The 26,478-nt window shown below is 58.6% G+C and carries 24 protein-coding genes and 1 pseudogene; 13 read left to right on the forward strand and 12 right to left on the reverse strand.

All coding sequences use genetic code 11. From position 1 onward, the window contains the following. The first annotated feature begins 26 nt into the window (after positions 1-26). The 4 genes from JQF37_RS08535 to JQF37_RS08550 all read left to right on the forward strand — a co-directional run bounded on the left by JQF37_RS08535 (position 27) and on the right by JQF37_RS08550 (position 4,937). Positions 27-1,916, forward strand: a complete 1,890-nt coding sequence (locus JQF37_RS08535) for a methyl-accepting chemotaxis protein (RefSeq protein WP_130204569.1) — start codon at positions 27-29, stop codon at positions 1,914-1,916. A 138-nt stretch (positions 1,917-2,054) separates the two neighbouring features. Beyond that, positions 2,055-3,176, forward strand: a complete 1,122-nt coding sequence (locus tag JQF37_RS08540) for a glycosyltransferase family 1 protein (protein ID WP_130204567.1) — start codon at positions 2,055-2,057, stop codon at positions 3,174-3,176. Then, positions 3,169-3,945, forward strand: coding sequence for a polysaccharide deacetylase family protein (locus JQF37_RS08545; protein ID WP_130204565.1), 777 nt, complete (start codon positions 3,169-3,171; stop codon positions 3,943-3,945). Before JQF37_RS08540 ends, JQF37_RS08545 begins: the two co-directional genes overlap by 8 nt. Then, complete coding sequence (locus tag JQF37_RS08550) at positions 3,942-4,937, forward strand: lysylphosphatidylglycerol synthase transmembrane domain-containing protein (RefSeq protein WP_130204563.1); 996 nt, start codon at positions 3,942-3,944, stop codon at positions 4,935-4,937. Before JQF37_RS08545 ends, JQF37_RS08550 begins: the two co-directional genes overlap by 4 nt. On the opposite strand, the gene JQF37_RS08555 is transcribed toward JQF37_RS08550, so the two are convergent. After that, positions 4,924-5,100 (reverse strand): hypothetical protein, encoded by a 177-nt coding sequence (locus JQF37_RS08555; RefSeq protein WP_189340258.1) that lies wholly within the window; start codon positions 5,098-5,100, stop codon positions 4,924-4,926. The genes JQF37_RS08550 and JQF37_RS08555 overlap by 14 nt on opposite strands. Positions 5,101-5,189: 89 nt before the next feature. Next, complete coding sequence (gene purU, locus JQF37_RS08560) at positions 5,190-6,038, reverse strand: formyltetrahydrofolate deformylase (RefSeq protein WP_130204561.1); 849 nt, start codon at positions 6,036-6,038, stop codon at positions 5,190-5,192. Between the two features lie 338 nt (positions 6,039-6,376). On the opposite strand from purU, the gene mvaT reads away from it, so the two are divergent. Further along, positions 6,377-6,754 carry a histone-like nucleoid-structuring protein MvaT gene (gene mvaT, locus JQF37_RS08565; RefSeq protein ID WP_007933316.1) on the forward strand — a complete coding sequence of 126 codons (378 nt, stop codon included), beginning with the start codon at positions 6,377-6,379 and terminating at the stop codon, positions 6,752-6,754. A 100-nt stretch (positions 6,755-6,854) separates the two neighbouring features. Here the strand turns inward: mvaT and sbcB are convergent, their stop codons facing one another. Further along, positions 6,855-8,285, reverse strand: a complete 1,431-nt coding sequence (sbcB, locus tag JQF37_RS08570; protein ID WP_204149615.1) for an exodeoxyribonuclease I — start codon at positions 8,283-8,285, stop codon at positions 6,855-6,857. A 184-nt stretch (positions 8,286-8,469) separates the two neighbouring features. On the opposite strand from sbcB, the pseudogene JQF37_RS08575 reads away from it, so the two are divergent. Continuing rightward, positions 8,470-8,903 (forward strand): annotated as a pseudogene (locus JQF37_RS08575) (RDD family protein); the annotation flags it as partial. Positions 8,904-9,809: 906 nt separating this feature from the next. On the opposite strand, the gene JQF37_RS08580 reads toward JQF37_RS08575, so the two are convergent. From JQF37_RS08580 to JQF37_RS08590, 3 genes are all read right to left on the reverse strand, one after another. Continuing rightward, positions 9,810-10,313: a hypothetical protein gene (locus tag JQF37_RS08580; protein ID WP_130204555.1), complete on the reverse strand. Its 504-nt coding sequence runs from the start codon at positions 10,311-10,313 to the stop codon at positions 9,810-9,812. Between the two features lie 331 nt (positions 10,314-10,644). Then, complete coding sequence (locus tag JQF37_RS08585; RefSeq protein ID WP_130204553.1) at positions 10,645-11,004, reverse strand: PilZ domain-containing protein; 360 nt, start codon at positions 11,002-11,004, stop codon at positions 10,645-10,647. A 249-nt stretch (positions 11,005-11,253) separates the two neighbouring features. Continuing rightward, positions 11,254-11,628, reverse strand: a complete 375-nt coding sequence (locus tag JQF37_RS08590; protein WP_047532566.1) for a hypothetical protein — start codon at positions 11,626-11,628, stop codon at positions 11,254-11,256. Positions 11,629-11,799: 171 nt separating this feature from the next. Here JQF37_RS08590 and pyk point away from each other — a divergent pair, with 171 nt between their 5' ends. After that, positions 11,800-13,251, forward strand: coding sequence for a pyruvate kinase (pyk, locus tag JQF37_RS08595; RefSeq protein ID WP_090464694.1), 1,452 nt, complete (start codon positions 11,800-11,802; stop codon positions 13,249-13,251). Positions 13,252-13,458: 207 nt separating this feature from the next. Here the strand turns inward: pyk and JQF37_RS08600 are convergent, their stop codons facing one another. Genes JQF37_RS08600 through JQF37_RS08610 form a run of 3 tightly spaced genes read right to left on the reverse strand, consistent with a single transcriptional unit; the run spans position 13,459 to position 16,272 of the window. Beyond that, on the reverse strand, positions 13,459-14,208 hold the full coding sequence (locus tag JQF37_RS08600; RefSeq protein WP_130204551.1) for an enoyl-CoA hydratase-related protein: 750 nt from the start codon (positions 14,206-14,208) through the stop codon (positions 13,459-13,461). Between the two features lie 29 nt (positions 14,209-14,237). After that, positions 14,238-15,173 (reverse strand): iron-sulfur-binding ferredoxin reductase, encoded by a 936-nt coding sequence (locus JQF37_RS08605; RefSeq protein WP_130204549.1) that lies wholly within the window; start codon positions 15,171-15,173, stop codon positions 14,238-14,240. Then, positions 15,166-16,272 carry a GGDEF domain-containing protein gene (locus tag JQF37_RS08610; RefSeq protein ID WP_130204547.1) on the reverse strand — a complete coding sequence of 369 codons (1,107 nt, stop codon included), beginning with the start codon at positions 16,270-16,272 and terminating at the stop codon, positions 15,166-15,168. The genes JQF37_RS08605 and JQF37_RS08610 overlap by 8 nt, the downstream gene beginning before the upstream one ends. 381 nt (positions 16,273-16,653) lie before the next feature. Here JQF37_RS08610 and JQF37_RS08615 point away from each other — a divergent pair, with 381 nt between their 5' ends. Further along, positions 16,654-18,177, forward strand: a complete 1,524-nt coding sequence (locus tag JQF37_RS08615; protein ID WP_130204545.1) for a fumarate hydratase — start codon at positions 16,654-16,656, stop codon at positions 18,175-18,177. A gap of 151 nt (positions 18,178-18,328) precedes the next feature. Here the strand turns inward: JQF37_RS08615 and JQF37_RS08620 are convergent, their stop codons facing one another. Beyond that, on the reverse strand, positions 18,329-19,219 hold the full coding sequence (locus JQF37_RS08620; RefSeq protein ID WP_204149616.1) for a hypothetical protein: 891 nt from the start codon (positions 19,217-19,219) through the stop codon (positions 18,329-18,331). Positions 19,220-19,466: 247 nt separating this feature from the next. On the opposite strand from JQF37_RS08620, the gene JQF37_RS08625 reads away from it, so the two are divergent. The 5 genes from JQF37_RS08625 (at position 19,467) to JQF37_RS08645 (ending at position 25,602) form a co-directional block, all read left to right on the forward strand. Then, positions 19,467-21,233, forward strand: a complete 1,767-nt coding sequence (locus JQF37_RS08625) for an ATP-binding protein (protein ID WP_130204541.1) — start codon at positions 19,467-19,469, stop codon at positions 21,231-21,233. Further along, positions 21,227-22,561 carry a sigma-54 dependent transcriptional regulator gene (locus JQF37_RS08630; RefSeq protein WP_103403940.1) on the forward strand — a complete coding sequence of 445 codons (1,335 nt, stop codon included), beginning with the start codon at positions 21,227-21,229 and terminating at the stop codon, positions 22,559-22,561. Before JQF37_RS08625 ends, JQF37_RS08630 begins: the two co-directional genes overlap by 7 nt. 312 nt (positions 22,562-22,873) lie before the next feature. Further along, positions 22,874-24,193, forward strand: a complete 1,320-nt coding sequence (locus tag JQF37_RS08635) for an MFS transporter (protein ID WP_047532584.1) — start codon at positions 22,874-22,876, stop codon at positions 24,191-24,193. Positions 24,194-24,510: 317 nt separating this feature from the next. Further along, positions 24,511-24,765, forward strand: coding sequence for a hypothetical protein (locus JQF37_RS08640; protein ID WP_130204539.1), 255 nt, complete (start codon positions 24,511-24,513; stop codon positions 24,763-24,765). A 207-nt stretch (positions 24,766-24,972) separates the two neighbouring features. Beyond that, on the forward strand, positions 24,973-25,602 hold the full coding sequence (locus tag JQF37_RS08645) for a flavin reductase family protein (RefSeq protein WP_130204537.1): 630 nt from the start codon (positions 24,973-24,975) through the stop codon (positions 25,600-25,602). On the opposite strand, the gene JQF37_RS08650 is transcribed toward JQF37_RS08645, so the two are convergent. Then, positions 25,603-25,833 carry a hypothetical protein gene (locus JQF37_RS08650; protein WP_103403936.1) on the reverse strand — a complete coding sequence of 77 codons (231 nt, stop codon included), beginning with the start codon at positions 25,831-25,833 and terminating at the stop codon, positions 25,603-25,605. Positions 25,834-25,874: 41 nt separating this feature from the next. Next, positions 25,875-26,228, reverse strand: coding sequence for an antibiotic biosynthesis monooxygenase family protein (locus JQF37_RS08655; RefSeq protein ID WP_130204535.1), 354 nt, complete (start codon positions 26,226-26,228; stop codon positions 25,875-25,877). Positions 26,229-26,478 lie beyond the last annotated feature (250 nt).

Below are 26,478 nucleotides of genomic sequence, written 5' to 3' on the forward strand. Positions count from 1 at the left end.
TTAAGACCTTAGCGGACCCCTAAGTCATGAACAAAAATCTGCGTTTCAGCCATAAAATCCTGCTTGCCGCCGCGCTCGTCGTCATTACTGCCTTCGCCTCATTCACGCTGTACAACGACTACTTACAGCGCAACGCCATTCGAAGGGACCTGGGCAATAATCTACAGGAGATGGGCAGAGTCACTGCCAACAACATCCAGACCTGGCTGGCCGGTCGCAGCTTGTTGATCGAAAACCTGTCGCAAACCACCGCACTGAACCCTGATACCGACAACGTTTCCAATCTGCTTGTGCAGAAGGCCGTGACGTCGACGTTCATGGGCGCCTATCTGGGCAACAAGGATGGTTCTTTCATGATCCGTCCGGACAGCAAGATGCCCGATGGCTATGACCCGCGCGCTCGCCCCTGGTACAAGAGTGCGCAAAGCGCGAACGGCCCTGCATTGACTGAACCGTATATTGATCTGGCCTCTGGCCAACTGGTGATTTCCATCGTCGACAGTGTGATCAAGGACGGACAAAACATCGGTGTCGTCGGCGGCGACTTGAGTTTGCAAGTGATCGCCGACACCCTCAATGCGCTGGACTTCGGCGGCATGGGCTACGCCTTTCTGGTCAGCTCGGACGGCAAGATCCTGGTCCACCCCGACAAATCGATGGTGATGAAATCGCTCAAGGATGTTTACCCGCAGGACACGCCTGCCATCAGCAGCGACCTGAGCGAAATCCAGGTCGATGGCAAAACCCGCATCATGACCTTCACCCCGATCAAAGGATTATCGTCGGTGAACTGGTACATCGGTTTATCCGTGGACAAGGACAAAGCCTTTTCCACGCTCAGCGAGTTCCGCGCCTCGGCAGTCGTTGCCACCGTCATTGCCGTGGCGATCATCATCGCCCTGCTGGGCATGCTGATCCGCATCCTGATCCAGCCGTTGCACGTCATGACTCGCGCCATGGCCGATATTGCCGACGGCGAAGGTGACCTGACCAAACGCCTGACCATTGTGAACCACGATGAGTTCGGCATCCTTGGCACCGCTTTCAACCGTTTTGTGGAGCGCATTCACGGTTCGATCCGCGAAGTGTGTTCGGCCAGCGGGCAGGTCAACGAAGTCGCGTTGCGGGTCGTCGCGGCCTCAAACTCCTCGATGTACAACTCCGACCAGCAGGCTTCGCGCACCAACAGTGTGGCGGCAGCCATCAATCAGCTCGGCGCCGCCGCCCAGGAGATCGCCCGCAACGCCGCGCAAGCCTCGACCCAGGCCAGCGATGCCCGCAGCCTGGCAGAAGACGGCCAGCACGTGGTCGATCGCAGCATTGCCGCGATGAATCAGCTATCGAGCATGCTCAGCGCCTCCAGCAGCAACATCGAGTCGCTCAACAGCAAAACCGTGAACATCGGGCAGATTCTCGAAGTGATCACCAGCATTTCCCAGCAAACCAACCTGCTGGCCCTCAACGCCGCCATCGAAGCCGCACGAGCGGGTGAAGCCGGACGCGGGTTTGCCGTGGTCGCCGACGAAGTTCGCAACCTGGCGCACCGTACCCAGGAGTCTGCGCAACAGGTACAGACCATGATCGAGGAGCTGCAAGTCGGCGCGCGCGAATCCGTCAGTACCATGAGCGACAGCCAGCGCCACAGTCAGGACAGCGTGGACATCGCCAACCTGGCGGGCGAACGCCTGAGCAGCGTGACCCAACGCATCGGCGAAATCGACGGCATGAACCAGTCGGTGGCCACGGCGACCGAAGAGCAGACGGCCGTGGTCGAGTCGATCAACGTGGACATCACCGAAATCAACACCCTCAATCAAGAAGGTGTGGAAAACCTGCAAGCGACCTTGCGCGCCTGTGCCGATCTGGAACAGCAGGCGGCGCGACTGCAGCACCTGGTGGGCAGTTTCCGAATCTAGCGTCTGATCCCCCCTTATGGCGAGGGAGCAAGTTCCCTCGCCACAACATCGCCGTTACCTCCGTCCTCGCCCACAAATCCGCAACCGAACAACTATTCTTCATTAAGGTCAACCAAGGGAGAGCAACGGACCGGAGGGATGTTGATCGTGCACATAGCCGACATAACCATGTTCTACGCCCCCGCCAGCGGTGGCGTGCGCACTTATCTGGATGCCAAACACCGTCGCCTGTGCAACCGGCCGGGTATCCGCCACAGTTTGTTGATCCCTGGGGCCTCTTTTAGCGAACGTGATGGCATTTACACCGTTCCAGCGCCCGCCCTGCCCTTCGGCAAGGGTTATCGTTTCCCTCTCCGCCTCGCGCCCTGGCGCAATGTCCTCCATGATTTGCAACCGGACCTGATCGAGGTTGGCGACCCTTACCTCACCGCCTGGGCCGCCCTGGATGCCCGACGGCAACTGGACGTGCCGGTCATTGGTTTTTACCACTCGGACCTGCCGCTGCTGATCAGCAACCGGATGGGAAATTGGGTCACCCCCAACATCGAGGCTTATGTCAGGAAGCTCTACGGCAATTTCGACCGCGTGCTGGCACCCAGTCGGGTCATGGCTGAAAAACTGACAGGCCTGGGGGTGAAGAACGTTTTCGTGCAGCCTTTGGGCGTCGACTTGCAGACCTTTCACCCCGACGCCCGTGATCCGGGGCTGCGAGCCGAACTGGGCATCGATGAAAACACCCATTTGCTGATCTTTGCCGGGCGCGGTTCCAAGGAAAAAAACCTGCCTGTGCTGCTTGAGTGCATGAAGCGCCTGGGCCGGCGCTTTCACTTGCTGCTGGTGGGCTCTTCGATGCCGGCTGCGGTGCCGGATAATGTCACTGTCGTCGACGAATTCTGCCCCGCCGCGCAAGTCGCCCGCCTGATGGCCAGTGCCGATGCGTTGCTGCATGCCGGTGACCAGGAGACCTTTGGCCTGGTGATCCTCGAAGCCATGGCCAGCGGAATTCCGGTGGTGGCCGCCGCGGCCGGGGCCTTTGAGGAAATTGTCACCCGTCAATGCGGCTTGCTCTGTACGCCCAACGATCCGCAGGCGATGGCCAATGCGGTGCACGAACTGTTCAATCAGGGCTGCGCCGCCCTCGGCCAACAAGCGCGGCGCCATGTCGAACGACATTACTCTTGGGACACCGTGGTCAACAGCCTGCTCGGTCACTATCACGCCGTACTCGGCAGCCAATGGCCGCAGGTGGCCAATGGCTGAGCCCATGGCCCCGCCCAGCCTGTTGCTGGTGCTGCACGACGTCGCACCACACACCTGGGCCGATTATCAGCCCTTTGTCGAAGCCGTCGATGCTTTGGGCAACGTGCCGATGACCTGGCTGGTGGTGCCGAACTTCCACAAACACGATGACCTGGAGGCGCATCCGGGATTCCGTCGCCTGCTCAGCGGACGCCTGGCTCGCGGTGATGAACTGGCGTTGCACGGTTATTTCCATTGCGACGACGGACCAATGGCGAGCAATCCCCGAGACTGGTTCATGCGCCGGCTCTACACCCACGAAGGCGAGTTCTACAGCCTGACCCGGGAAGCGGCCCTCACCCGCCTGCACGCCGGCATCGAAATGTTTCAGCGTTACCGTTGGCCGCTGCATGGCTTCGTCGCTCCCGCGTGGCTGATGAGCGAAGGCACACGCCAAGCCCTGCGCCAATTGCCGCTGAGTTACACCAGCGACCCGCAACACCTCTATCGACTGCCGGATTTCGCCGTCGTCGATGCCCCGGGTCTGGTCTGGAGTGCGCGCAGTGCCTGGCGCCGGGGAATATCGAAGCTGGTCAGTGATCAACGCGAACAACGCTGGCGACAAGCACCGGTGATTCGACTCGGCCTGCACCCGGTGGACATGCGCCATGAGTTCTCGCGTAGCTACTGGCTGCAAACCCTCAAGCGCCTGATCGCCGAGGGGCGAAAGCCGATGACCAAGGCGAGCTGGCTGGCACGGCACGACGATCGCATGGGTCGTGCCGCATGAGTCGCGGCTTTCTGCTGTTCGTCGGCCTGCTTGCCGCGGTGCTGATCCCCTGGCTATTGGGAGGAAGCGAGACCTGGTCGCGATTGCAGAGTTTTCCCTTGAGCGAATTGTTGATCATGTTCGGCATGATCCTGTTGTGCTGGTTGATCAATACGCTGCGTTTGCGCTTGCTGCTGGGAGATCAACGCGGCAAGGTCAGCCCGGTCAAAAGCCTCGGCGTCGTGATGGCCGCCGAATTTGCCTACTGCGCCACGCCGGGCGGCAGCGGCGGACCGCTGACGATCATGGCCCTGCTGGCACGCAACGGCGTGCGTCCGGCGAGGGGCAGCGCGGTGTTCGCCATGGACCAGCTCAGTGACTTGCTGTTCTTTCTCTGCGCGCTGAGCGGGATTCTGATTTATGCCCTGTTCCAGCACCTCAGCCAACGCATGGAGTGGTTGCTGACCGTCAGCGCCGTCTCGATGTTCGGCGGATTGATCAGCTGCATTGTCGTGGCTCGCTATCATCGCGGACTGATCCGTCTGACTGGCCAATTGCTGGCGCGTCTCAATGTCAAAGCCAGCACCCGGGTTCGCTGGGCCCGTAAGCTCCTGCATTTCCTGGCAGCCTTTACCGACACCCTGAAGCTGCCCTTTCTGACATTGATCACGGTGTTTGCCCTGACCTGCCTGCATTGGGCCTTGCGTTACAGCGTGTTGTACCTGGCGTTGCGCGGGCTCGGCGCGGACTTGCAGTGGGCCTGGAGTTTTCTGATCCAGATGCTGTCATTGAGTGCAGGGCAATTCAGTCTGTTGCCGGGTGGCGCGGGGGCGGCGGAATTGACGTCGGCGGCGCTGTTGGCGCCCATGGTGGGGAAATCCACGGCAGCTGCGGCGATCCTGATCTGGCGGGCGGTGACTTACTACTTCTATCTACTGGTTGGCGGGCCCGTGTTTCTATTGATGCTTGGCCGGCCACTGCTCAAGAAGCTGATGAATCTCAAGCAGGCTTAGGCGGTTTTTCCGGTTGGTCCTGCAATTGCTCCCACAATTGAGCCGCGCCGGGAAACTCCGTGCCGTCCTCCGGGCTCATGTCATCCGGGTCATAACGACTCAAACAGCCCTCCCCCAGCGTGGCAGGTGCCCTGGAAGTGGCTTTATCCAGTGGATCGGCCATAGACATATCCTCAGTGTAGAAACGGCGAAGGGCCTGAAGCGATTGAACGCCCAGGCCCTCCGAATTTCAACCGTGTCGTGTGGCGACGGTCAGAACACCACGGTTTTGTTCCCGTGCACCAGCACCCGGTCTTCCAGGTGATAACGCAGACCGCGGGCCAGCACCATTTTCTCGACGTCACGACCGAAACGCACCATGTCTTCGATGCTGTCGCTGTGACTGACGCGCACCACGTCCTGCTCGATGATCGGACCGGCGTCCAGCTCTTCGGTCACATAGTGGCAGGTCGCACCGATCAGTTTCACACCACGCAGGGAAGCCTGGTGGTACGGCTTGGCACCGACGAACGATGGCAGGAAGCTGTGGTGAATGTTGATGACCTTGTGCGCATATTCGCGGCACAGTTCCGGCGGCAGGATTTGCATGTAGCGGGCCAGTACGACCACTTCGGCATCGTGCTGTTTGACCAGGCGCGAGACCTCGGCGAACGCCGGCTCCTTGTCCTGTGAATTGACCGGCACGTGGTAGTAAGGAATGCCGTGCCATTCGACCATGCTGCGCAGGTCGTCGTGGTTGGAAATCACGCAGGCGATTTCACAGTCCAGTTCGTCGCTGTGCCAGCGATGCAGCAAATCGGCCAGGCAATGGGACTCGCGGCTGGCCATCAGGACCACGCGCTTCTTCTGCTCGGTATCGGTGATGCGCCAGTCCATCGAGAATTCTTCGGCAATCGGCGCAAAGGCTTCGCGCAAGGCTTCGATACCGAAAGGCAGCGAGTCGGCACGAATTTCGTGACGCATGAAGAACCAGCCACTGAGATTGTCCGAGTGATGACTCGCTTCAGTGATCCAGCCATTATGGGACGCCAGAAAATTACTGACTTTGGCAACGATGCCGACGCGGTCCGGGCAAGAAATCACCAGCCGAAAAGTGCGCATGAGGGGAAACTCCAGAACTTCGCAAAGGCGGGCATTCTAACGATTGCGCAGCAAAACTGCAGTATTGATGACGTAGCACCTTGCCCGAACGCCAGCGACAGGACCTTTGCCGCCGTCGGCAACCGGCGGTAACAGCAGCGTTGTTAAACATCTACAAGCATACAATTGTGAATATCCGCGCCGGTGTATCGCACTATTTAACCGCACATCCATTGTGCGGCGATTTTCATCGCGACTAAATTAAATAAACCTCCCTTTAATGTTTACTTGATGAAACACCCTGACTATTATTGCGACACTGTTCCCTGCCATCCTATGACCTGCATAAGGTAGTCATCATGTCCCTGATCAACGAATATCGCGCCACCGAAGAAGCTATCAAAGAGCTGCAAGCCCGTTTGAAGAACCTGTCCCAAGACGACAAACTGCAAACCGAGCTGGAATTCGAAGGCAAACTGCGCACCCTGATGGGCGAATACTCCAAGTCCCTGCGCGACATCATCGCGTTGCTGGATCCAGAATCCAAAACCAAAGCTCCACGCGGCGGCGCAGTAAAAACTACCGGCACCAAGCGTGCTCGCAAAGTTAAACAATACAAAAACCCGCACAACGGCGAAGTCATCGAAACCAAAGGTGGCAACCACAAGACTCTGAAAGAGTGGAAAGCCAAGTGGGGCGGCGACGTGGTTGAAGGCTGGGCTACCCTGCTGGGCTAAGCCGCAGCGCTTGTCGCAGACTGATCTGCGACCCAAAAGAACGCCAGCATGCGCTGGCGTTTTTTTATGCCCGGAGTTCAGGCTTCGGGGATTTTCGTTTTCAAAGACTCAAACGTTTACGCAACACCTGGACATATTCCTGCCATTCATTCAGCACCGATTTTTGAAACGGTGTCGCAGTAACATTCAGTTGGGCTGCGGTCTGTACGAAACTTTCCAGGGTATTGGGCGCTCCCCACTCAGGCACTGACAAACGTTTCTGACAGAATAATCGCCAGCGTTCTTGCTCGTCGAAATTCAACGTATCGGGAAAGTTACGTGCGCGATATCGAAACAATAATTCCGGCAAACGCTCATCATCGAACGGCCATTGCGCTTGCGCTAATTGTGTCGGATCGGCCATTCGCACTTGTTCGCACAGGCGTCGATCGCGATCACCGATAAAACCGTCGTATAGCTGTTGTTCCGGGTCCTGATTCGCGGAGAAATCCTCCCGGGCGTATATCGCCGAAACTTTATCCTGCCAAACTTTTTGCGCATCGTTTAGCCGCAGCGCACGCTGCTGATAAAGCGCCATATCCAGCCCCAGCCGCTGCTGATCTTCCGGGCGAAGTACCGACATCGGCGCCACCACCGGGCATTTATTGATGTGAATGAGCTTGAGTGGGACCGGCAACTCACCTTCGGCCAGTTCTTCGCGACGGGTATACAACCGCTGTCGCAATGTCTCGGCGTCCAGGTCGAGCAAACCCTGAGGATCCAGCTGCAGATCACAGACGATCAAGGCGTTCTTGTTACGCGGGTGCCAGGCCAGGGGCAACACCACACCGACGTAATTGCGCGCCGCGGAAAAGCGCCCGGAGACATGCACCATCGGCTGCAGCAGTCGAATCTGATCCAACACCTTCTGCTTGCTGCGCAGATTGAACAGCCAGTCATACAGCTTCGGTTGCTTTTCCCGGATCAGCCGCGCCAGCGCGATAGTGGCCCGTACATCCGATAGCGCTTCGTGGGCGTTGCCATGGTCGATGCCGTTGGCGGCGGTCAGGCGCTCGAGCTTGAGGGTCACCCGGCCTTCTTCATCCATCGGCCAGACGATGCCATCGGGGCGCAAGGCATAGGCCGCGCGCACCACATCGATCAGGTCCCAGCGACTGTTACCACCCTGCCACTCCCTCGCGTACGGGTCGAAGAAGTTGCGATAGAGGCTGTATCGGGTCATTTCGTCGTCGAAACGCAAGGTGTTGTAACCCGCACCGCAAGTACCGGGCGCCGCCAGTTGGGCATGCACCCGGGTCATGAAGTCAGCTTCACTCAGGCCGTGCTCGGCCAATTGGCCCGGGGTTATGCCGGTGATCGCGCAGGCCGCCGGATGCGGCAGGATGTCATCACTGGGCTGACAATAGAGATTGACCGGCTCGTCTATTTCATTGAGATCGAAGTCGGTACGCAGTCCCGCCATTTGCAGTGGGCGATCGCAACGGGGGTTGATGCCCGTCGTTTCATAGTCGTACCAGAAGATGGAGGTCACGGGCTATTCCTGAACTGAAGATCGGCAAAGTCTAGGCGTTCACATCCCGCCCCGGCCAGCAATCTTGTCGTTCACGCACCGTTGCTTGCTTGGCGTGCGTTACAAGGTATGTCGTATGCCCCGGAGAAACTGCCTGCATCCTTTCGAGAGTCCATCCTGCTCAGGCCACATCATCAAGTTGCTTATGCGAGAGACTACAGCGCAGCTAAGGAAGACGATGCTGTTCCTCCTGGATACGCGGCATCAAGTCGAAATGCCCGAGGGCATCGATCTCACACCGCGCCCAGCCGGGTTGATGGTTGGTATACCGGCGCTCTCCTTCGGCCTGATGCTGCGTGGTTTGATCCTCGGCTTGCAGTTCATTGTTCTGGCGATGCGTGGAAAACTCGGCGCAGGGCTGGGCTCGCTACAGATTTTCGCCGTGAGCCAGTGGTACATGGTGCCTTTCGAAGTCTCCAATCAGGGATGCTCGCTGGGCGAACAGTGGATGGGCCGGCGCGTGGTGCCGGATGACGGCACACCCATTGACTCGTCCGCGTCGCTACTGCGTAACCTGTTACGATTTGTCTACCTGTTGCCGTTCGGCTACTCCTCGGCACGATCAGTTGTCTACAACACGCGCCATCCTCTCTCTGCTTTCATATTCGCGTCTGTCCGAATTTCGCCTGCCGCTACAGTGGCCAGTTACTGGCTGTGGGCAACTTGTTCAGCCAGCTCGGCGTACGCCAACATTAGCGACGTGGCCAGGGCTGAAATTTCATTAATTACGCAAATTTCGCGAAAATGACAGCCTCCGGCAATTGACTGGTAGGCCACGCGAGTCCAAGGCAATGGCATACTGCGGTACGGTAGATTTCTTGAATAAACGGAACGAACTCCATAACGAGTTCAGTACAAATGGCGTATCGGTTCTGAATGTTACGCGTTGAGAGCTCGGCTTAGTATTATCAACGAGATACTCAAACTAAAAAAAATCAAAACAACAAAACCATTAACACACTCAAACCCACAACAAAATAATTATTAACCCAGACGCCGTGAATATTTGCGCATTTTTTTGACGTAACCGCACCACCCCGCCCGACAACGCCCCAACAACGCTAATTACCTCACACAACAAACTAATAACTGCACAACACATCAACTTCAAGCGCTATGCGCCCCCAAACCTGGCAAAACCCACCCCCCTTTCCTACAACAAGTAAAAACCCGATCAAAAACCCTACACCCCCCAAAAAAAACCAATAAAGTCAAACCACGCCGCCTATATCTTAGAGCTAAACACTCATAACCCCGCAGCAGCCATACAATCGACAACCTCTACAGAAAGCAGATCAAAAAAAAAAAAAAAAAACCGACGACAACATATTCATGACGAATATACGGCAAAAAACCAAACTAAAATAAATCATGGCTATGCCGTCGCCAAAAACCGAAAAACCTTATTTCATTGACCAAAAAGCGAGAAATCCGCTTGCCAGAAGCGACAGCCATCAATACTTTTAAAACACAACCGACAGCTAATTATGGGCGACGCACGAGCTGAACTTTATTCCCCCAACTTTCAGTCTCACCAACGCCATTATTTTTTCCATCATATTCAATTCGAACATTAAAAAACGGACCACTCCCCTCTTGAAAAGAAACATTCGCATATGCAATATAGGAATGCCACTGAAAATTTTGGCTCATTGCATCAGGCGAGTTAACCCGATGTGTAATAAGACCTTCAAGTTGAATATCCAAATTTGCCCTACTCCAATGACTGTTAGCCGGCCGACTAGTCAGATAATAGGCCAAAGTTCTGACATACACCGTCGAACCGTCAAATCTATATTGGTATTGCAATTGGCCCTTCAATTCTGCAACACGCTTATGCTGGTGATGAAAAACATCAACCGGAACATCTTTCCAAAATTCATCGGTAAACGGCTCGCCTTCACCCACCTCTCGAAAGTCACCGTCTGCAAAATCTTCCGCAATTACGAACTGCGTCACGCGTGACTCTTTTGTATTTTCGACACTCATTTCAGTAACTCCTCAGGAAATTTAAGAACGCATTCAAAAATTACCCCATAAGCAGGAGAACCAACCACTGTCAGATCTGACAGTTCTCAAGATAAAAAAGGCATAACCAGGAACAATTTAATTTCCAAACATTCAGAAAAAACCGTTCTATTTATCCAGCCAACCTTATTTTTCACAGGTCACCTGCGGTCATTCGCCACTACCCATCTGCGACAGGAAATGCCTTCAAGAGGCTATGGTTGCTAGAGGTATAGGGTCTTGATCGCAAGCCAGACTGAGGCCCCCGATATCAAAAAAGTCGCAGCCAGTTGCTGGCTGCAACCTTTGCCTGTCACGCCGAAGCCGGCAACGTCTGAAAACTGAAGTACTGCTTCAACGCCTCTACCAGTTGCCCATACTCCGGCGGTGGGCGTTGCAAGCTGAACCCGGCGTCATAGTGCTGAGGGGTTGCGTCTTCGTGGCACCACAGGCAACACGCCTGCAGGTCGATGACCTGTTGGCAACCATCGCTGGCGGGGATCTTAAGGCGCAAATCGAAGTCCGCGCCGATCATCAGGGGCAACTGACTGATCAGCATCAGCCCGTCCTCGGACACGTTGCCCAGAAAGCCGATGGGTTTGTCGGTGATGCTGTTGAACACTTTCAGAAAATACGGCAGTTGATGCCGCTCGATCCGGCGGTCAGTGAACATGCTGAATTCGCTATGCAAGGCCCCTAAGCAGGGCCGCACCAATGCTTCGGAACAGACCTGCCTGGTGTGGTTTGACAGCCACGGGCGGCCCGCTCTCCCCGATCCCGGTGCGACAGTCGCCGAAAACCGCTGCCGCTTACATCTGCCGATCACAGGTGTTACCTCGGTTTAGAGACAAGGCTCTAAAACCGGTCTATTCGACTATAGCTCACCACTGCCGGTAGGCCAGACATCAGATGACCACTGACATCAGAACCGGGTCGGACGCACCACTGCCGCACTGCGAGTCGGGTAGTGGCCCAGGCTCTGCAGGGTTTCCAGGCGGGCGCGGGCGCGGTAGGCGTACTCGCTCTGCGGATAGGTCGCGATAATGAATTGGTAAGTCTGAGCCGCATCGATAAACATCTTCTGCCGTTCCAGGCACTGACCGCGCATCATCGAGACTTCCGGCCACACGTAAGGTCGCGCCCGACTATCACGCTCGACCTTGGACAACTCAAGCATCACCTGCTCGCAATTACCCCGGTCATAGGCGCTATAGGCATTGTTCAAATGATGGTTCATCGCAAAACGAACGCAACCCGTGGCGCTGAGGGCAAGGGCGGCAATGAGCATGAATCGCATGGGGGATCTCCTGTCTTGAACGCTGTATCGACCCGCGAGCGGAAATCTTCAGGCCGCCGGGCGCAAAGTTGCCAGGTTCAATAAAGAAAGCAATAAGTAGTGCTTACGAACAATGACTACAACTTCGGACCATAGTAGCCTCACTCAGCGCTTGAACTCAGGAGTCTTTGCATGTCCGTCCGTCGTACCAAAATCGTTGCCACCCTTGGCCCGGCCAGTAACTCGCCGGAAGTTCTCGAACAGCTGATTCTGGCTGGCCTGGACGTCGCCCGTCTGAACTTCTCCCACGGCACCCCCGACGAGCATAAGGCTCGCGCCAAGCTGGTGCGTGATCTCGCTGCCAAGCATGGCCGCTTCGTGGCCCTGCTGGGTGACCTGCAAGGCCCGAAAATCCGTATCGCAAAATTCGCCAACAAGCGCATCGAGCTGAAGATCGGTGATCAATTCACCTTCTCCACCAGCCATCCGCTGACCGAAGGCAACCAGCAAGTGGTCGGCATCGATTACCCGGACCTGGTCAAGGACTGCGGCGTGGGCGACGAGCTGCTGCTCGACGACGGTCGCGTCGTGATGCGTGTCGATACCGCCACCGCCACCGAACTGCACTGCACCGTGACCATCGGCGGTCCGCTGTCGGACCACAAAGGCATCAACCGTCGCGGTGGTGGCCTGACCGCACCGGCCCTGACCGAAAAAGACAAGGCTGACATCAAGCTCGCCGCCGAAATGCAGGTCGACTACCTCGCCGTGTCGTTCCCGCGTGACGCCGCCGACATGGAATACGCCCGTCAACTGCGCGACGAAGCTGGCGGCACCGCCTGGCTGGTGGCGAAGATCGAACGCGCCGAAGCCGTGGCCGATGACGAAACCCTCGACGGCCTGATCCAGGCATCCGACGCGGTGATGGTGGCCCGTGGTGACCTGGGCGTGGAAATCGGCGACGCCGAGCTGGTGGGCATCCAGAAGAAAATCATTCTGCATGCACGCCGCCACAACAAGGCCGTGATCGTGGCGACCCAGATGATGGAGTCGATGATCCAGAACCCGATGCCGACCCGTGCTGAAGTGTCCGACGTGGCCAACGCCGTGCTCGACTACACCGACGCCGTGATGCTTTCTGCGGAAAGTGCCGCCGGTCTGTATCCGCTGGAGGCCGTGCAGGCCATGGCCCGCATCTGTGTCGGCGCTGAAAAGCACCCGACCAGCAAGACGTCCAGCCACCGCATCGGCAAGGAATTCACTCGTTGCGACGAGAGCATTGCCCTGGCGACCATGTACACCGCCAACCACTTCCCGGGCGTGAAAGCGATCATCGCGTTGACCGAAAGCGGCTACACCCCGCTGATCATGTCGCGCATCCGTTCCTCGGTGCCGATCTACGCGTTCACCCCGCACCGTGAAGCCCAGGCTCGCGCGGCGCTGTTCCGTGGCGTGTACACCATTCCGTTCGATCCGGCTTCGCTGGCGCCGAACGAAGTCAGCCAGAAGGCGATCGACGAGCTGGTCAAGCGCGGCATCGTGGTGAAAGGCGACTGGGTCATCCTGACCAAGGGCGACAGCTACCACACCACCGGTGGCACCAACGGCATGAAAATCCTGCACGTTGGCGACCCGATGGTCTGAGTGACTAACCGTTGAAAAACGAAAGCCCCGCCGTGTGAATGGCGGGGCTTTTTTGTTTTCTGATTCGACAGGTGTGTTGTCTGATCCGGCCTCTTCGCGGGCAAGCCGCTCCCACAGCAGCCGGTGTCGTTGACATAACCTGTGCCGAACACAAAATCCTGTGGGAGCGGGCTTGCCCGCGATGAGGCCAGCCCAGTCTGCGAAGATTCAATGCCGTTTAATAAACCCGGTCAACGCCGCCAATGCCTCCGGCGAACGCAGCCGTTGTGTAAACAACGCACCCTCTTCTTCTATGACCTTGCGCAACATCTCCCGATCCGGCGCTCTCATCAATTGCTTGCTGATGCGCACCGCTTCCGGCGGCAGCGACTCGAAGCGCAGCGCCATTTCCCGTGCCTTGGCCAACGTCTCTTCGCCACTGCCCAAGGCTTCGCAGGCAATGCCCCATGCGGCGGCCTGCTCACCGCTGAACCCCTCACCGAGCAACAGCAACTCCGCCGCCCTGGCCTGCCCGAGCAAGCGAGGCAGGATCAGGCTGGAACCGAATTCCGGGCACAAACCGAGGTTGACGAATGGCATGCGCAGACGCGCATCGCGGCTGACGTACACCAGATCACAATGCAGCAACAGGGTCGTACCAATGCCCACCGCCGCACCCGCCACCGCCGCGATCACCGGTTTGCGGCATTCAAGCAGGTTGAGCATGAACTGGAACACCGGGCTGTCGAGGCCGCTCGGCGGTTGCTGGATGAAATCGGCGATGTCGTTGCCGGCGGTGAAGCACTCACTGGAACCCGTGATCAGTACGGCATGGATTTCAGGGTCGTGGTCGGCCAGTTTCAGCGCTTCGGCCAAGTGGCTGTACATGGCGCGGGTCAGGGCGTTTTTCTTGTCGGGGCGATTCAGCCGCAGGGTCAGCAGGCCCCGTTCGCGTTCAACTTGGATGGCATCGGTCATGACAGGTCTCGCGTCTGAAAGATCAGCGCTCAACCACGGGGCAGGAACACATCGGCCAGCAGTTGATTGCGCGGCAATCCCGCCAGGTACAGGCGTCGGGCAAAGGCGTCGATGCTGTCGGGGGCTCCGCAGAGTAAGGCCTGGGTTTGCCGGGAAACAAGCCGCAGTTGCGCCAAAGCCGCCGGCAGCTCGGCCGCGGTCCACAGCTCGATACTCAGGTTCGCCCGGCTCGCCGCCAGGGCTTGCAGGGGTTTGGCCAGATAATGCTCATTGGCATCATGGGCCAGGTGAATGACACGAATCGCACCCTGGTGATCCTGGCGCAACGCTTCGCGCAACACCCCGAACAGCGGCCCCAGTCCGGTGCCCGCAGCCATCAGCCACAGCGGACGCTCGTGCCAGTCCGGGTCGTAATGCAAGGCCCCGCCCCGCAACTCGCCGAGACGGATCCCATCGCCGATCTTCAGTTGACGCGCCGCATCGCTGAATTGCCCGGGCTGTCGACAATCGAGGTGAAACTCCAGAAAACGGTCATCTTGCGGCAGGCTGGCGAGGGAGTAAGGCCGCGCCACATTGCCCGCCCACAACACCAGATGCTGGCCGGCGCTGTAGCGCAATGGCCGCTGCGGGGTCAGGCGCAAACGCAACACGCTGGCGCTCAGCCAATCGACGGCGGCGACCTCGGCCGGCTGGCCATCCTGCTGCGGGTCGAAGGTGTGCACCTGCAGGTCCTCGACCACCTGGCACTGACAGGCCAGGCGCCAGCCTTGCCGACGCTGTTCCGTGTTCAAGGCATCGGGACGGCTGTCGCTCGGCAGCCCTTGCACACATTGCACCAGGCACGCATGGCAACTGCCGGCACGACAGCTGTAGGGCACCGACACGCCGTTCTGATTCAGGGCATCCAGCAGATTACTGCCCGCCGCCACCGACCATTGACGGTCGCCAACACGCAACTCAGGCATCGACGTTTTCCCAGGCCGCCGCGCAACGGTTGCGGCCATCGCGTTTGGCGCGATAAAGCGCCTGGTCGGCGCGCTGCAAGGCATCGTCAAGATCATCCCCGAGTTCCAGCAGGGTCATGCCGGCGGACAGGCTGAGGCTGCGCACATTCAGGCCAATCAATTCGACATCGGTGAAGGCGATGCGTAGCCGCTCGCAACAGGAGGTCAAGCTTTCGGGATCGCAATCGGGCAGCAGCACCACGAACTCCTCGCCGCCATAACGGGCCAGCACGTCACCGTCGCGCAGACAGGCCGAGGCCACGCCGGCAAAGGCTTGCAACACCTGGTCGCCTGCGGCGTGGCCGTGCAGATCGTTGATACGCTTGAAATGGTCGAGATCGATCAGCGCCAGGCCATGCACGACACCCACCTCCATGGCGTTCAACTCGCGGGACGCCAGGCGCAGGAAATGCCGGCGATTGAACAACCCGGTCAACTCATCGGTGGCCACCAGGTCCTCGAGCTGACGCATCATCCCGCGCAGCGTGTCCTGGTGCGCCTGCAAGGCAAATCGCCGCTGACGCATGCGGTGTCGCGAAGCCTGTACGTAACCGGCATAGAGCACCAGCCACACCAGCACGATCAACAGCACGCACACCTGCAACGCCGCCAATGCCGGGTCAGGCAACTGGAAGTGGTAGCCCTCCCACAGCGTGATCGCGCTGAAACTGAAAAACACCAGCGAGGCACAACGCACAAATGAGCGACGGGACAGATGGAACAGCCCGAACAGCAGAATCAGTACGTAAAAAACCAGAAACGCCCCACGGGCATCCCCCAGGTGTGCGATCAGCCAGGTCTGCCACCCCAGCCCCAGCAACACTTGGGCTTCGGTCAGGCTGGGGTCGGCAAAGCGCAGGTTGAGGCCCGAATAGAACAGTGCAAACAGCGTCGCCTGACTGATGACCACCAGTGCGCTGCCAATGGCAACGCCGGAGAGCGACTCTTCATAGTGCCCGGTAAAAAACGCCAGCCACAGCAATACCAATGCCAGGGCATAGGTGCCGGCCGCAAGGGCGAAACGCTTGAGCAACAGTCGCTGGATGGCGTTATGGGTCAATCGTTGACTCACCGAATGAAAGGAGACTGACAGAGCGTCCTACTCTACAGACCGTATGTCACTTTAGTGGCGTGGCCGATAAATGACCATCCTATTTTCGAGGGTGGATAACAGGAATACACGCGGCTCAACGGGAGCAAGCCACCTCGCCACAAAAGCAATATGCCTTTATCTGCCCGTTTCAAACCTGCTGCTGCCTGTATGCGACCAACGATTGATTGCCGGCGGGTGTTTACGGAACCGAGGCGCGTTATACTGCCGCGCCTTTTTAGCGTCGCGCCAGCATGCCCGGCGTGCCTTGAAAGGTGCTTGCAACCGACCGATGCACCCAAGCTGCAAGCACCTTATTGAATGTTCCCGTCTTTTAGAGGAGCGCGACTCATGACCGTGATCAAGCAAGACGACCTGATTCAGAGCGTTGCCGACGCCCTGCAATTCATTTCCTACTACCACCCCGTGGATTTCATCCAGGCGATGCACGAGGCCTACCTGCGTGAAGAATCGCCGGCTGCCCGTGACTCCATCGCTCAAATCCTGATCAACTCGCGCATGTGCGCCACCGGCCACCGTCCGATCTGCCAGGACACCGGCATCGTGACCGTGTTTGTCCGCGTGGGCATGGACGTGCGTTGGGATGGCGCCACCATGAGCCTGGACGACATGATCAACGAAGGCGTGCGTCGCGCCTACAACCTGCCGGAAAACGTCCTGCGTGCATCGATCCTTGCCGACCCGGCAGGCGCTCGCAAGAACACCAAGGACAACACCCCGGCCGTTATCCACTACTCCATCGTTCCGGGTAACACCGTGGAAGTGGACGTGGCGGCCAAGGGCGGCGGTTCCGAGAACAAATCGAAAATGGCCATGCTCAACCCGTCCGACTCGATCGTCGACTGGGTGCTGAAGACCGTTCCGACCATGGGCGCCGGCTGGTGCCCACCGGGCATGCTCGGCATCGGCATCGGCGGCACCGCCGAGAAAGCCGCGGTGATGGCCAAGGAAGTGTTGATGGAATCCATCGACATCCACGAACTGAAGGCCCGCGGCCCACAGAACCGCATCGAAGAAATGCGTCTGGAGCTGTTCGAGAAGGTCAACCAGTTGGGTATCGGCGCCCAAGGCCTGGGCGGCCTGACCACCGTGCTCGACGTGAAGATCATGGATTACCCGACCCACGCCGCGTCGTTGCCGGTGTGCATGATCCCGAACTGCGCCGCCACCCGCCACGCACACTTCGTGCTCGACGGCTCCGGCCCGGCGTCCCTGGAAGCGCCACCGCTGGACGCCTACCCGGAAATCGTCTGGGAAGCGGGTCCGTCGGCCCGTCGCGTGAACCTCGACACCCTGACCCCGGAAGAAGTGCAGAGCTGGAAGCCGGGCGAAACCATCCTGCTCAACGGCAAGATGCTCACCGGTCGCGACGCCGCGCACAAGCGCATGGTCGAGATGCTGAACAAGGGTGAAACCCTGCCGGTCGACCTCAAGGGCCGCTTCATCTATTACGTCGGCCCGGTCGATCCGGTCCGTGAAGAAGTGGTTGGCCCGGCTGGCCCGACCACCGCGACGCGGATGGACAAGTTCACCCGTCAGATCCTCGAGCAAACCGGCCTGCTGGGCATGATCGGCAAATCCGAACGCGGCCCGACCGCCATCGAGGCGATCAAGGACTACAAGGCCGTCTACCTGATGGCTGTCGGCGGCGCGGCTTACCTGGTGGCGCAAGCCATCAAGAAATCCCGCGTGGTGGCTTTCGCCGAACTGGGCATGGAAGCGATCTACGAGTTCGACGTGAAAGACATGCCGGTCACTGTTGCAGTCGACAGCAACGGCGAGTCGGTACACATCACCGGTCCTGCCATCTGGCAGAAAAAGATCAGTGACAGCCTGGCGGTGGAAGTGCAGTAAGTATTAAACCGTAAGCCAAAAAGAGCCGCGCTGTATTTACGACAGCGCGGCTTTTTTATCCATTAATACCCAATTTTCAACGACAAAGTTTTAAACCATTCAAGCACCTGGCTACCCAACCACGGTGACCGGAGATCGCAGGATCGGGCGGTCAAATCGTGAACGGCTTATCAACTGCCCAATCGGAGTCCCCCCCTGTGACCTTGCCGATCTGCCTGGCAGTAATTATGTAATTTCCTGATCCCCATGCTGTCGGGGCAGACACCCGCCAACTTCCGTCGGACTCAACCGTCGTGGATAATAAAACGCCCCCGCCCCCGCCCGAATTCCAGATCTCAAGCGTGGCGCCTTTGAGCCCCCCCGTTCCACTGATAGTAGGTTTTCCGTCAGCAGATATGGTTACATCAGTGATCACTGGCCTGAACAGCACAGCAAAAAGGACCGGGCTCGCCCATTCGGACACCACACCATTCAACTTCTGAATAGCGGTCAGTCTGAATGGATCACCCATCCACAACGGCTGCGTAAGCACGGTCTTCCAGCCATCTGATTGTACTGTCGCTGTTCCGAATAGAACGGTACCGACACCGGCTTCATAAAGTTCGATCGTAGCACCCGCCATACCGCCCGTTCCTTGTATTTCCGGTTTTGGTACCCGCACGGTTCCGGGTTGGGTAATTACTGGCGTAGATGGGTGAACCTGACCAATTTTAAAGTTATGACTCCTTGCCCAATGGCTATATAGTAAGTTTTTATATTGGATCCTAAAGTAAATCTGTTCACCTATAGGTAGCTCATCGGGCACCTGAAATCTTATAAAAATGACCCCTCCGTCACCGCTATATCTTTTGATTTTTTCATTATTGCTGGCTCTGAAGAAATCAAGATTCCATTTGGAGTAAGTGGGTGCCGGTACGACTGCATCAACGTTAAATCGACGACTAACGATTGTCGCGACGGGCGCCGTGATTATGGGAGATGGCAGTACTTCCCAGTCTGGTTCATTTTCTCCCGCCATCCGGAGTTCATTATTGCTTGTCATGATCTCACCTCTCCTGTGCCCGGCACGTTCGCCAACACTTGTAACGCTGTTTTTATCTTGGTTCGCGACGATGAAACAACCTGTAAAAACTGACAGTTCCGACGAATGGATACCTGTATGCAGTCGAGCAAATTTCTGCGCAGAGCGGGAAAGCCCGGCGTATTGACTTGAACGTATGAGATGAGTACGGCGCAAGAGGGTCCGCATGCTATCTTGCGACCCCTGTCATTGGTCCGATCTCCGTTTGATGCTGCCTACTTCCCGATCCCTGCGCCTGGCGCTCTATATCGTATTGATCATCGCCGGTGCCGCCATCGCCGCCACCCTGGCGATGCGTCACACCATGCGCCAGTCCATGGTCGAAGACGCCGCCCGGGCCAATCAGCAGTTGGCGCTGTACGCCACGTCACTGCATACCCTGATCGAACGTTACCGTGCCCTGCCCTCCGTGCTGGCGCTGGACCCGCAGTTACGCGAAGCACTCAATGGCCCGGTAAGCCCCGAGCAACAGGACGTGCTGAACCGCAAGCTGGAAAAAATCAACGGCGCCGCCGAGTCCTCGACCCTGGAATTGCTTGATCGCAACGGCCTGGCCGTGGCGGCGAGTAACTGGCGCCTGCCCAGCAGCTACGTCGGTCACAACTACGGCTTCCGTCCTTACTTCAGTCAGACGCGCACCCAGGGCACCGGGCGTTTTTACGCCGTGGGCGTGACCAGTGGGATACCGGGTTACTTCCTGTCCAGCGCCGTCACCGATGACGACGGGCAGTTTCTCGGGGCCATGGTGGTCAAACTGGAGTTTCCCGAGCTGGAACGCGAGTGGCGTCAGGGCAGCGACACGCTATTGGTCAGCGATGCGCGCGGGATCATTTTTATCGCCAACCAGCCGGGCTGGCGTTATCGCCAATTGAAGCCGTTGAACGACAGCGATCACGCCGAACTCAAGGCCACACGCCAGTACGACAAGCAGCCCCTGACACCGCTTGATTATCAATCGCTGCGCCGCTTCGACGAAAACAGCGAGCTGGCACGGGTCGATGGTCCGGACGGCAACGCAGATTACCTTTGGGAGTCCCTGCCGCTGACCGCCGAGGGCTGGACCCTGCATCTGCTGCGTCGCCCACAAGTGGCGTTCGAAGACAGTCGCAACGCCGCCCTCGCCGCTGCCGGCCTGTGGCTGACCCTGGTGTTTCTGCTGCTGTTCCTCAACCAGCGCTGGCGTCTGGCAAAAATGCGCCAGCGCAGCCGCGAAGAGCTTGAGCAACTGGTGGAAGAGCGTACCCGCGATCTGCGCACCGCCCAGGAAGGCCTGGTGCAATCGGCCAAACTCGCCGCCCTCGGGCAGATGTCCGCCGCCCTCGCCCACGAGATCAATCAGCCTTTGACTGCCCAGCGCATGCAACTTGCCACGCTGAGGTTGCTGCTCGACCACGGCCGCGTCGACGACGCCTACAAGGCGCTCAAACCCGTGGATGAAATGCTGACGCGCATGGCCGCCCTCACCGGCCACCTGAAAACCTTCGCCCGCAAAAGCCCTAGCGGCTTGCGCGAACGCCTGGATCTGGCCGCAGTGGTGGATCAGTCCCTGGAGCTGCTCGACACCCGATTGCGTGATGAACAGGTCAGCACCGTGCTGCACCTGACCCGCCCGGCCTGGGTGCGCGGCGATGCGATTCGCCTGGAACAGGTGCTGATCAACCTGCTGCGCAACGCACTGGACGCGATGCAGGATAAACCCTGCAAGCGCCTGGAAATCCGTCTCGAAGCCGATGAGCAATTGTGGCGCCTGAGCGTCATTGATAACGGTGGCGGCATTGCCGAAGAGAACCTGGCCAAAGTGTTCGACCCGTTCTTCACCACCAAACCGGTCGGCGATGGACTGGGCATCGGATTGGCGGTTTCCTTTGCAATCGCTCACGAATCGGGCGGACGCCTGACGGCCGGCAATCGCGACAACGGCGCAGTGTTCTCCCTTACCCTGCCCATCGACCTGGAGGCCCATGGCTCATGCTGAATTCCGTGATGGTGGTCGACGACGAAAGCAGCATCCGCAGCGCCGTCGAACAATGGCTGAGCCTGTCGGGTTTCGATGTGCAGTTGTTCAGCCGAGCGGACGAGTGCCTGGCGCAGTTGCCGAAACATTTTGCCGGGGTGATTCTCAGCGATGTGCGCATGCCCGGCATGAGCGGCCTGGAACTGCTGGCCGAAGTGCAGCAGCGTGATGCCGAGCTGCCGGTGATCCTGCTGACCGGTCACGGCGACGTGCCGATGGCAGTGGATGCGATGCGTGACGGCGCCTACGACTTTCTGGAAAAACCCTTCAGCCCCGAAGCCCTGCTCGGCAGCCTGCGCCGCGCGCTGGACAAGCGCCGGCTGGTACTGGAGAACCGTGCCCTGCATGAACAGGCGGACAACCGCGCCAAACTCGATGCCACGCTGCTGGGCGTGTCCCGTGGCTTGCAGACCTTGCGCCGTCAGGTGCTGGAGCTGGCTGCATTGCCGGTCAATGTGCTGATCCGTGGTGAAACCGGCAGCGGCAAGGAACTGGTTGCCCGCTGCCTGCACGACTTCGGCCCGCGGGCGGACAAACCTTTTGTGGCGTTGAACTGCGCAGCCATCCCCGAGCAACTGTTTGAAGCCGAGCTGTTCGGTCATGAGAGCGGTGCGTTTACCGGCGCCCAGGGCAAACGCATCGGCAAGCTCGAATACGCCGACGGCGGCACGCTGTTTCTCGACGAGATCGAAAGCATGCCCCTGGCACAGCAGGTGAAGCTGCTGCGCGTGTTGCAGGAACAGAAACTGGAACGCCTGGGTTCGAACCAGAGTATCCGCGTGGATCTGCGGATCATTGCCGCGACCAAGCCGGACCTGCTCGACGAAGCACGGGCCGGGCGTTTTCGCGAGGACCTGGCTTATCGTTTGAACGTCGCCGAGCTGCGTCTGCCGCCGTTGCGCGATCGCCGCGAAGACATTCCGTTGTTGTACGAATCGTTCGCCCGCCATGCCGCCGAACGCCTCGGGCGCACCTTCGCGCCGCTGAGCGGCCCGCAGTTGAGCCACCTGCTGAGCCACGACTGGCCAGGCAATGTGCGTGAACTGGCGAATGTCGCCGAACGTCAGGTGCTGGGGCTTGGCGAACCTGTTCCTGCTGGCATCGACCCTGGGCAGTCGCTGGCGGCCCAGCAGGAAGCCTTTGAGGCGCAGTGCTTGCGCGCGGCGCTGACCCGGCACAAGGGTGACGTCAAGGCCGTGCTTGAAGAACTGCAACTGCCACGCCGTACGTTCAACGAAAAGATGCAGCGCCATGGCTTGAGTCGAGAGATGTTCCTGCAAGAAAACTGATTCTCCAGCGCCTTTAATGGCCTCTTCGCGGGCAAGCCCGCTCCCCACAGGAGGCCGATACGGTAGGCAAAACTCGCGATCAGCTCGGTCATTGTGGGAGCGGGCTTGCCCGCGAAGGGGCTGGTCCAGGCAACATCCCCCCATGAGCAACTTTTCGCTCACACCCAACTTTTAATGAGCGGATTTCCGCTCACAAGATCGCTCCAACCCCTCTAAATCGGCCCTCTCCACCTTGGCACACCTCCTGCTATAGCCCCCGCAGGCTGCGTTAACGCGCGCTCCACAAACAATAATTAGACGAAGGATCCTTCAATGGATAACTCCAATACCCTGCCCCGTGGGTCGGCTGCCGTGCCGACAAGAGAACGCACCACCTCCAGCCGTATCAAGTCGATCTTCAGCGGCTCGGTCGGCAACATGGTCGAGTGGTATGACTGGTACGTCTACGCCGCTTTCTCCCTGTACTTTGCCAAGACCTTTTTCCCGAAAGGCGACACCACTGCACAACTGCTGAACACCGCCGCAATCTTCGCCGTGGGCTTCCTGATGCGTCCGATCGGTGGCTGGCTGATGGGCCTGTATGCCGACAAGGTCGGGCGCAAAAAGGCCCTGATGGCCTCGGTGTACCTGATGTGCTTCGGCTCGCTGCTGATCGCCCTGAGCCCGGGCTATGAAATCATTGGCATCGGCGCGCCGATCCTGCTGGTGTTCGCCCGCTTGCTACAGGGCCTGTCGGTCGGTGGCGAGTACGGCACCTCGGCCACTTACCTGAGTGAGATGGCGACCAAGGAACGCCGCGGTTTCTACTCCAGCTTCCAGTACGTAACCCTGATCTCCGGCCAGCTCATCGCGTTGGCCGTGTTGATCGTATTGCAACAATTGCTGACCACCGAGGAGCTGTACGCCTGGGGCTGGCGCATTCCGTTCGCCATCGGCGCACTCTGCGCCATTGTCGCGCTGTACCTGCGTCGCGGCATGGAAGAAACCGAATCGTTCACCAAGAAGGAAAAGGCCAAGGAAAGCGCGATGCGCACCTTGCTGCGTCATCCAAAGGAACTGATGACAGTGGTCGGCCTGACCATGGGTGGCACCCTGGCGTTCTACACCTACACCACGTACATGCAGAAATACCTGGTGAACACCGTCGGCATGAGCATTTCCGACTCCACCACCATTTCCGCTGCGACGCTGTTCCTGTTCATGTGCCTGCAACCGATCATCGGCGGCCTGTCGGATAAAATCGGTCGTCGGCCGATCCTGATCGCCTTCGGCATCCTGGGCACCCTGTTCACCGTGCCGATCCTCACCACCCTGCACACCATTCAGACCTGGTGGGGCGCGTTCTTCCTGATCATGGCGGCACTGATCATTGTCAGCGGCTACACCTCGATCAACGCGGTAGTCAAAGCCGAACTGTTCCCGACCGAAATCCGCGCCCTGGGTGTTGGCCTGCCCTACGCGCTGACCGTGTCGATCTTCGGTGGCACCGCCGAATACATCGCGTTGTGGTTCAAGAGCATCGGCATGGAAACCGGTTACTACTGGTACGTCACTGCCTGTATTGCCGTATCGCTGCTGGTGTACATCACCATGAAAGACACCCGCAAACATTCGCGGATCGTCACGGACTAAGTCCAGCCGCGTCACGATCAAAAGGGGCAGACCGTCATGGGTCTGCCCCTTTTTTTGTTTGGCATGGCATGAAAAAACCTTCACGGCCGCGAGAGCCGGATTAATCACGAGTTAATGCTCAACCACCACCCTGAACCTGCCTGATCGATTAACTGCGATGCGCTCACTCAAACCTTGAAAGCGAAAACATCTGCGGGCCTTAACATCTATTTAATCGATTGTTTTTAGCATTTATTTGCGCTTTTTAATCAGTTTAATTGGCGTAGCATGAGACCCATGCCCAAGACACAACCGCCAACGAATCTGGAGAAATGAAGATGAAAACCAAACTGTTCCTCGCCCTGGCCCTCACCGTACTGACCGCCAACACCTTCGCCGCCGACGGCTTTGACCGTACCGGCTCCGCCGTTGCAGCAGACGGCTATGACCGCACTGGCTCGGCCACGGTCGCCGCTGATGGCTACGACCGCACCGGTTCTGCCACCGTCGCCGAAGATGGCTACGACCGCACTGGCGGCGCCACCGTCGCCGAAGATGGCTACGACCGCACTGGCGGCGCTTCCATCAGCTGATCCGCAATCGCGGCACCACAGCCCGGCTTCGGCCGGGCTTAGTCCTTTATGGAGAACACTAAAAACGACAACCGCAAAAAACCTGTGGGAGCGAGCAAGCTCGCTCCCACAGGGTCCCCATAGAAGACCCCAACTCTTGCGATTGACTGGAAATTAGTCATCGTCGCCAGCAATATGACCCTCTCTCGAAAAGCCCAGGTCTGCCCCATGCCCGACGATATCCACTATTACGAACCCGCCAAGGGCCACCGCCTGCCCCATGATCCGTTCAACGCAATCGTCGGGCCGCGCCCTATTGGCTGGATTTCTTCCCAGGATGCCAATGGCCACTTGAATCTGGCGCCTTACAGCTTCTTCACCGCGTTCAACTACGTTCCGCCGATCATTGGTTTTTCCAGCATCGGACGTAAAGACAGCCTGAACAACATCGAACAGACCGGCGAATTCGCCTGGAACCTGGCGACCCGGCCATTGGCCGAACAGATGAACCAGAGCTGCGCCATGGTTGGCCCAGAGGTGAACGAATTCGAGCTGTCCGGGCTGACCACCGTTGCCTCGAAAGTCATTTCAGTGCCACGGGTGGCCGAAAGCCCGGTGTCCTTCGAGTGCAAGGTCACGCAGATCATTCAGTTGCAGCGGGCGGACGGGAATGTGGTGCCGAGCTGGCTGATTCTGGGCGAAGTGGTCGCCGTGCATATCGCCAGGAAACTGTTGAAGGACGGTGTATACGACACCGCCGCAGCAGAGCCGATTCTGCGCGGCGGCGGACCGGCGGACTACTTCCAGTTGGGGCCTGAGGCGTTGTTCAAGATGTATCGCCCCGGGGCGGTCAGGTAGTTACCAGATCAGGGCGCCGTCTTCGCTGACACCCTTGAGGTGGGTCAACTGCAGAGCGGCCGCTTCGTCCGCTTCTTTGGCGGTCTTGAACGTCTGCTCTTCCAGCAGTTTATTGAAGCGAGGCGCCCCCGAGCCACCGATGGCTTTGGTGGCGATTGCGGCGTAATACCCGCCTTCACGGGGAACGACCGCCGATACGGCTTCGAAGGTTTCAAAGGCTTTGCGTGCCATGTCGCGCATCCTGACTGGTTGAGAATGCTGCCATTAAACCCTCAACCAGCCAGTTTGTGTACCGCAGCCCCGGACTGGCGGAGGGCCTGCGCCGCCGACACATCCCTGAAGGTGTGAAAATCCAGGCTATTGACCACCAGTTCCTGCACCAGCTCGGCGAAGATCTCCATGGCCGGGGTGCTGAAGTACGCGCTCATGGCCTGCTGGTTAGTCCAGAAACCGCAGACCAGCCACAACTCGGGGTCGCATTGCGAATGCTGCAAGGCAAAGCTCAGGCAGCCTGGCGCGGCGCGAGACGGCTCGATCAATGCGCTCAAGCGCACACCCAGCTCCTGCGAACGTCCGGCGCGCGCTCGAACAAAGGCCATATGACTGACGGGGATCTGCTTAGACATGTTCAACCCTCCCAGGGAGTCGTGTGGCAGCCGGGGGACGGGCTGCGACAGGATCAAAGGTTAAGGGTTGGCGTGCGTGGCTCGTTAGTCGATTTCTGCCGGGACGTTGCACAATCCTGCGAGAGTGTGTGGACTGATTGTAACAATGCGCAAAACACTGTCACGCTTCTGCCCTGCGAGTTTCAAGCAAGTTTTGCCGCCTCTGACCGGTCTTGTCGGGGTAAAAGGCAACGCCCATGCAGAATCAGGC

This window comes from Pseudomonas sp. MIL9 (assembly GCF_016887925.1).
Lineage (GTDB): Bacteria > Pseudomonadota > Gammaproteobacteria > Pseudomonadales > Pseudomonadaceae > Aquipseudomonas > Aquipseudomonas mohnii.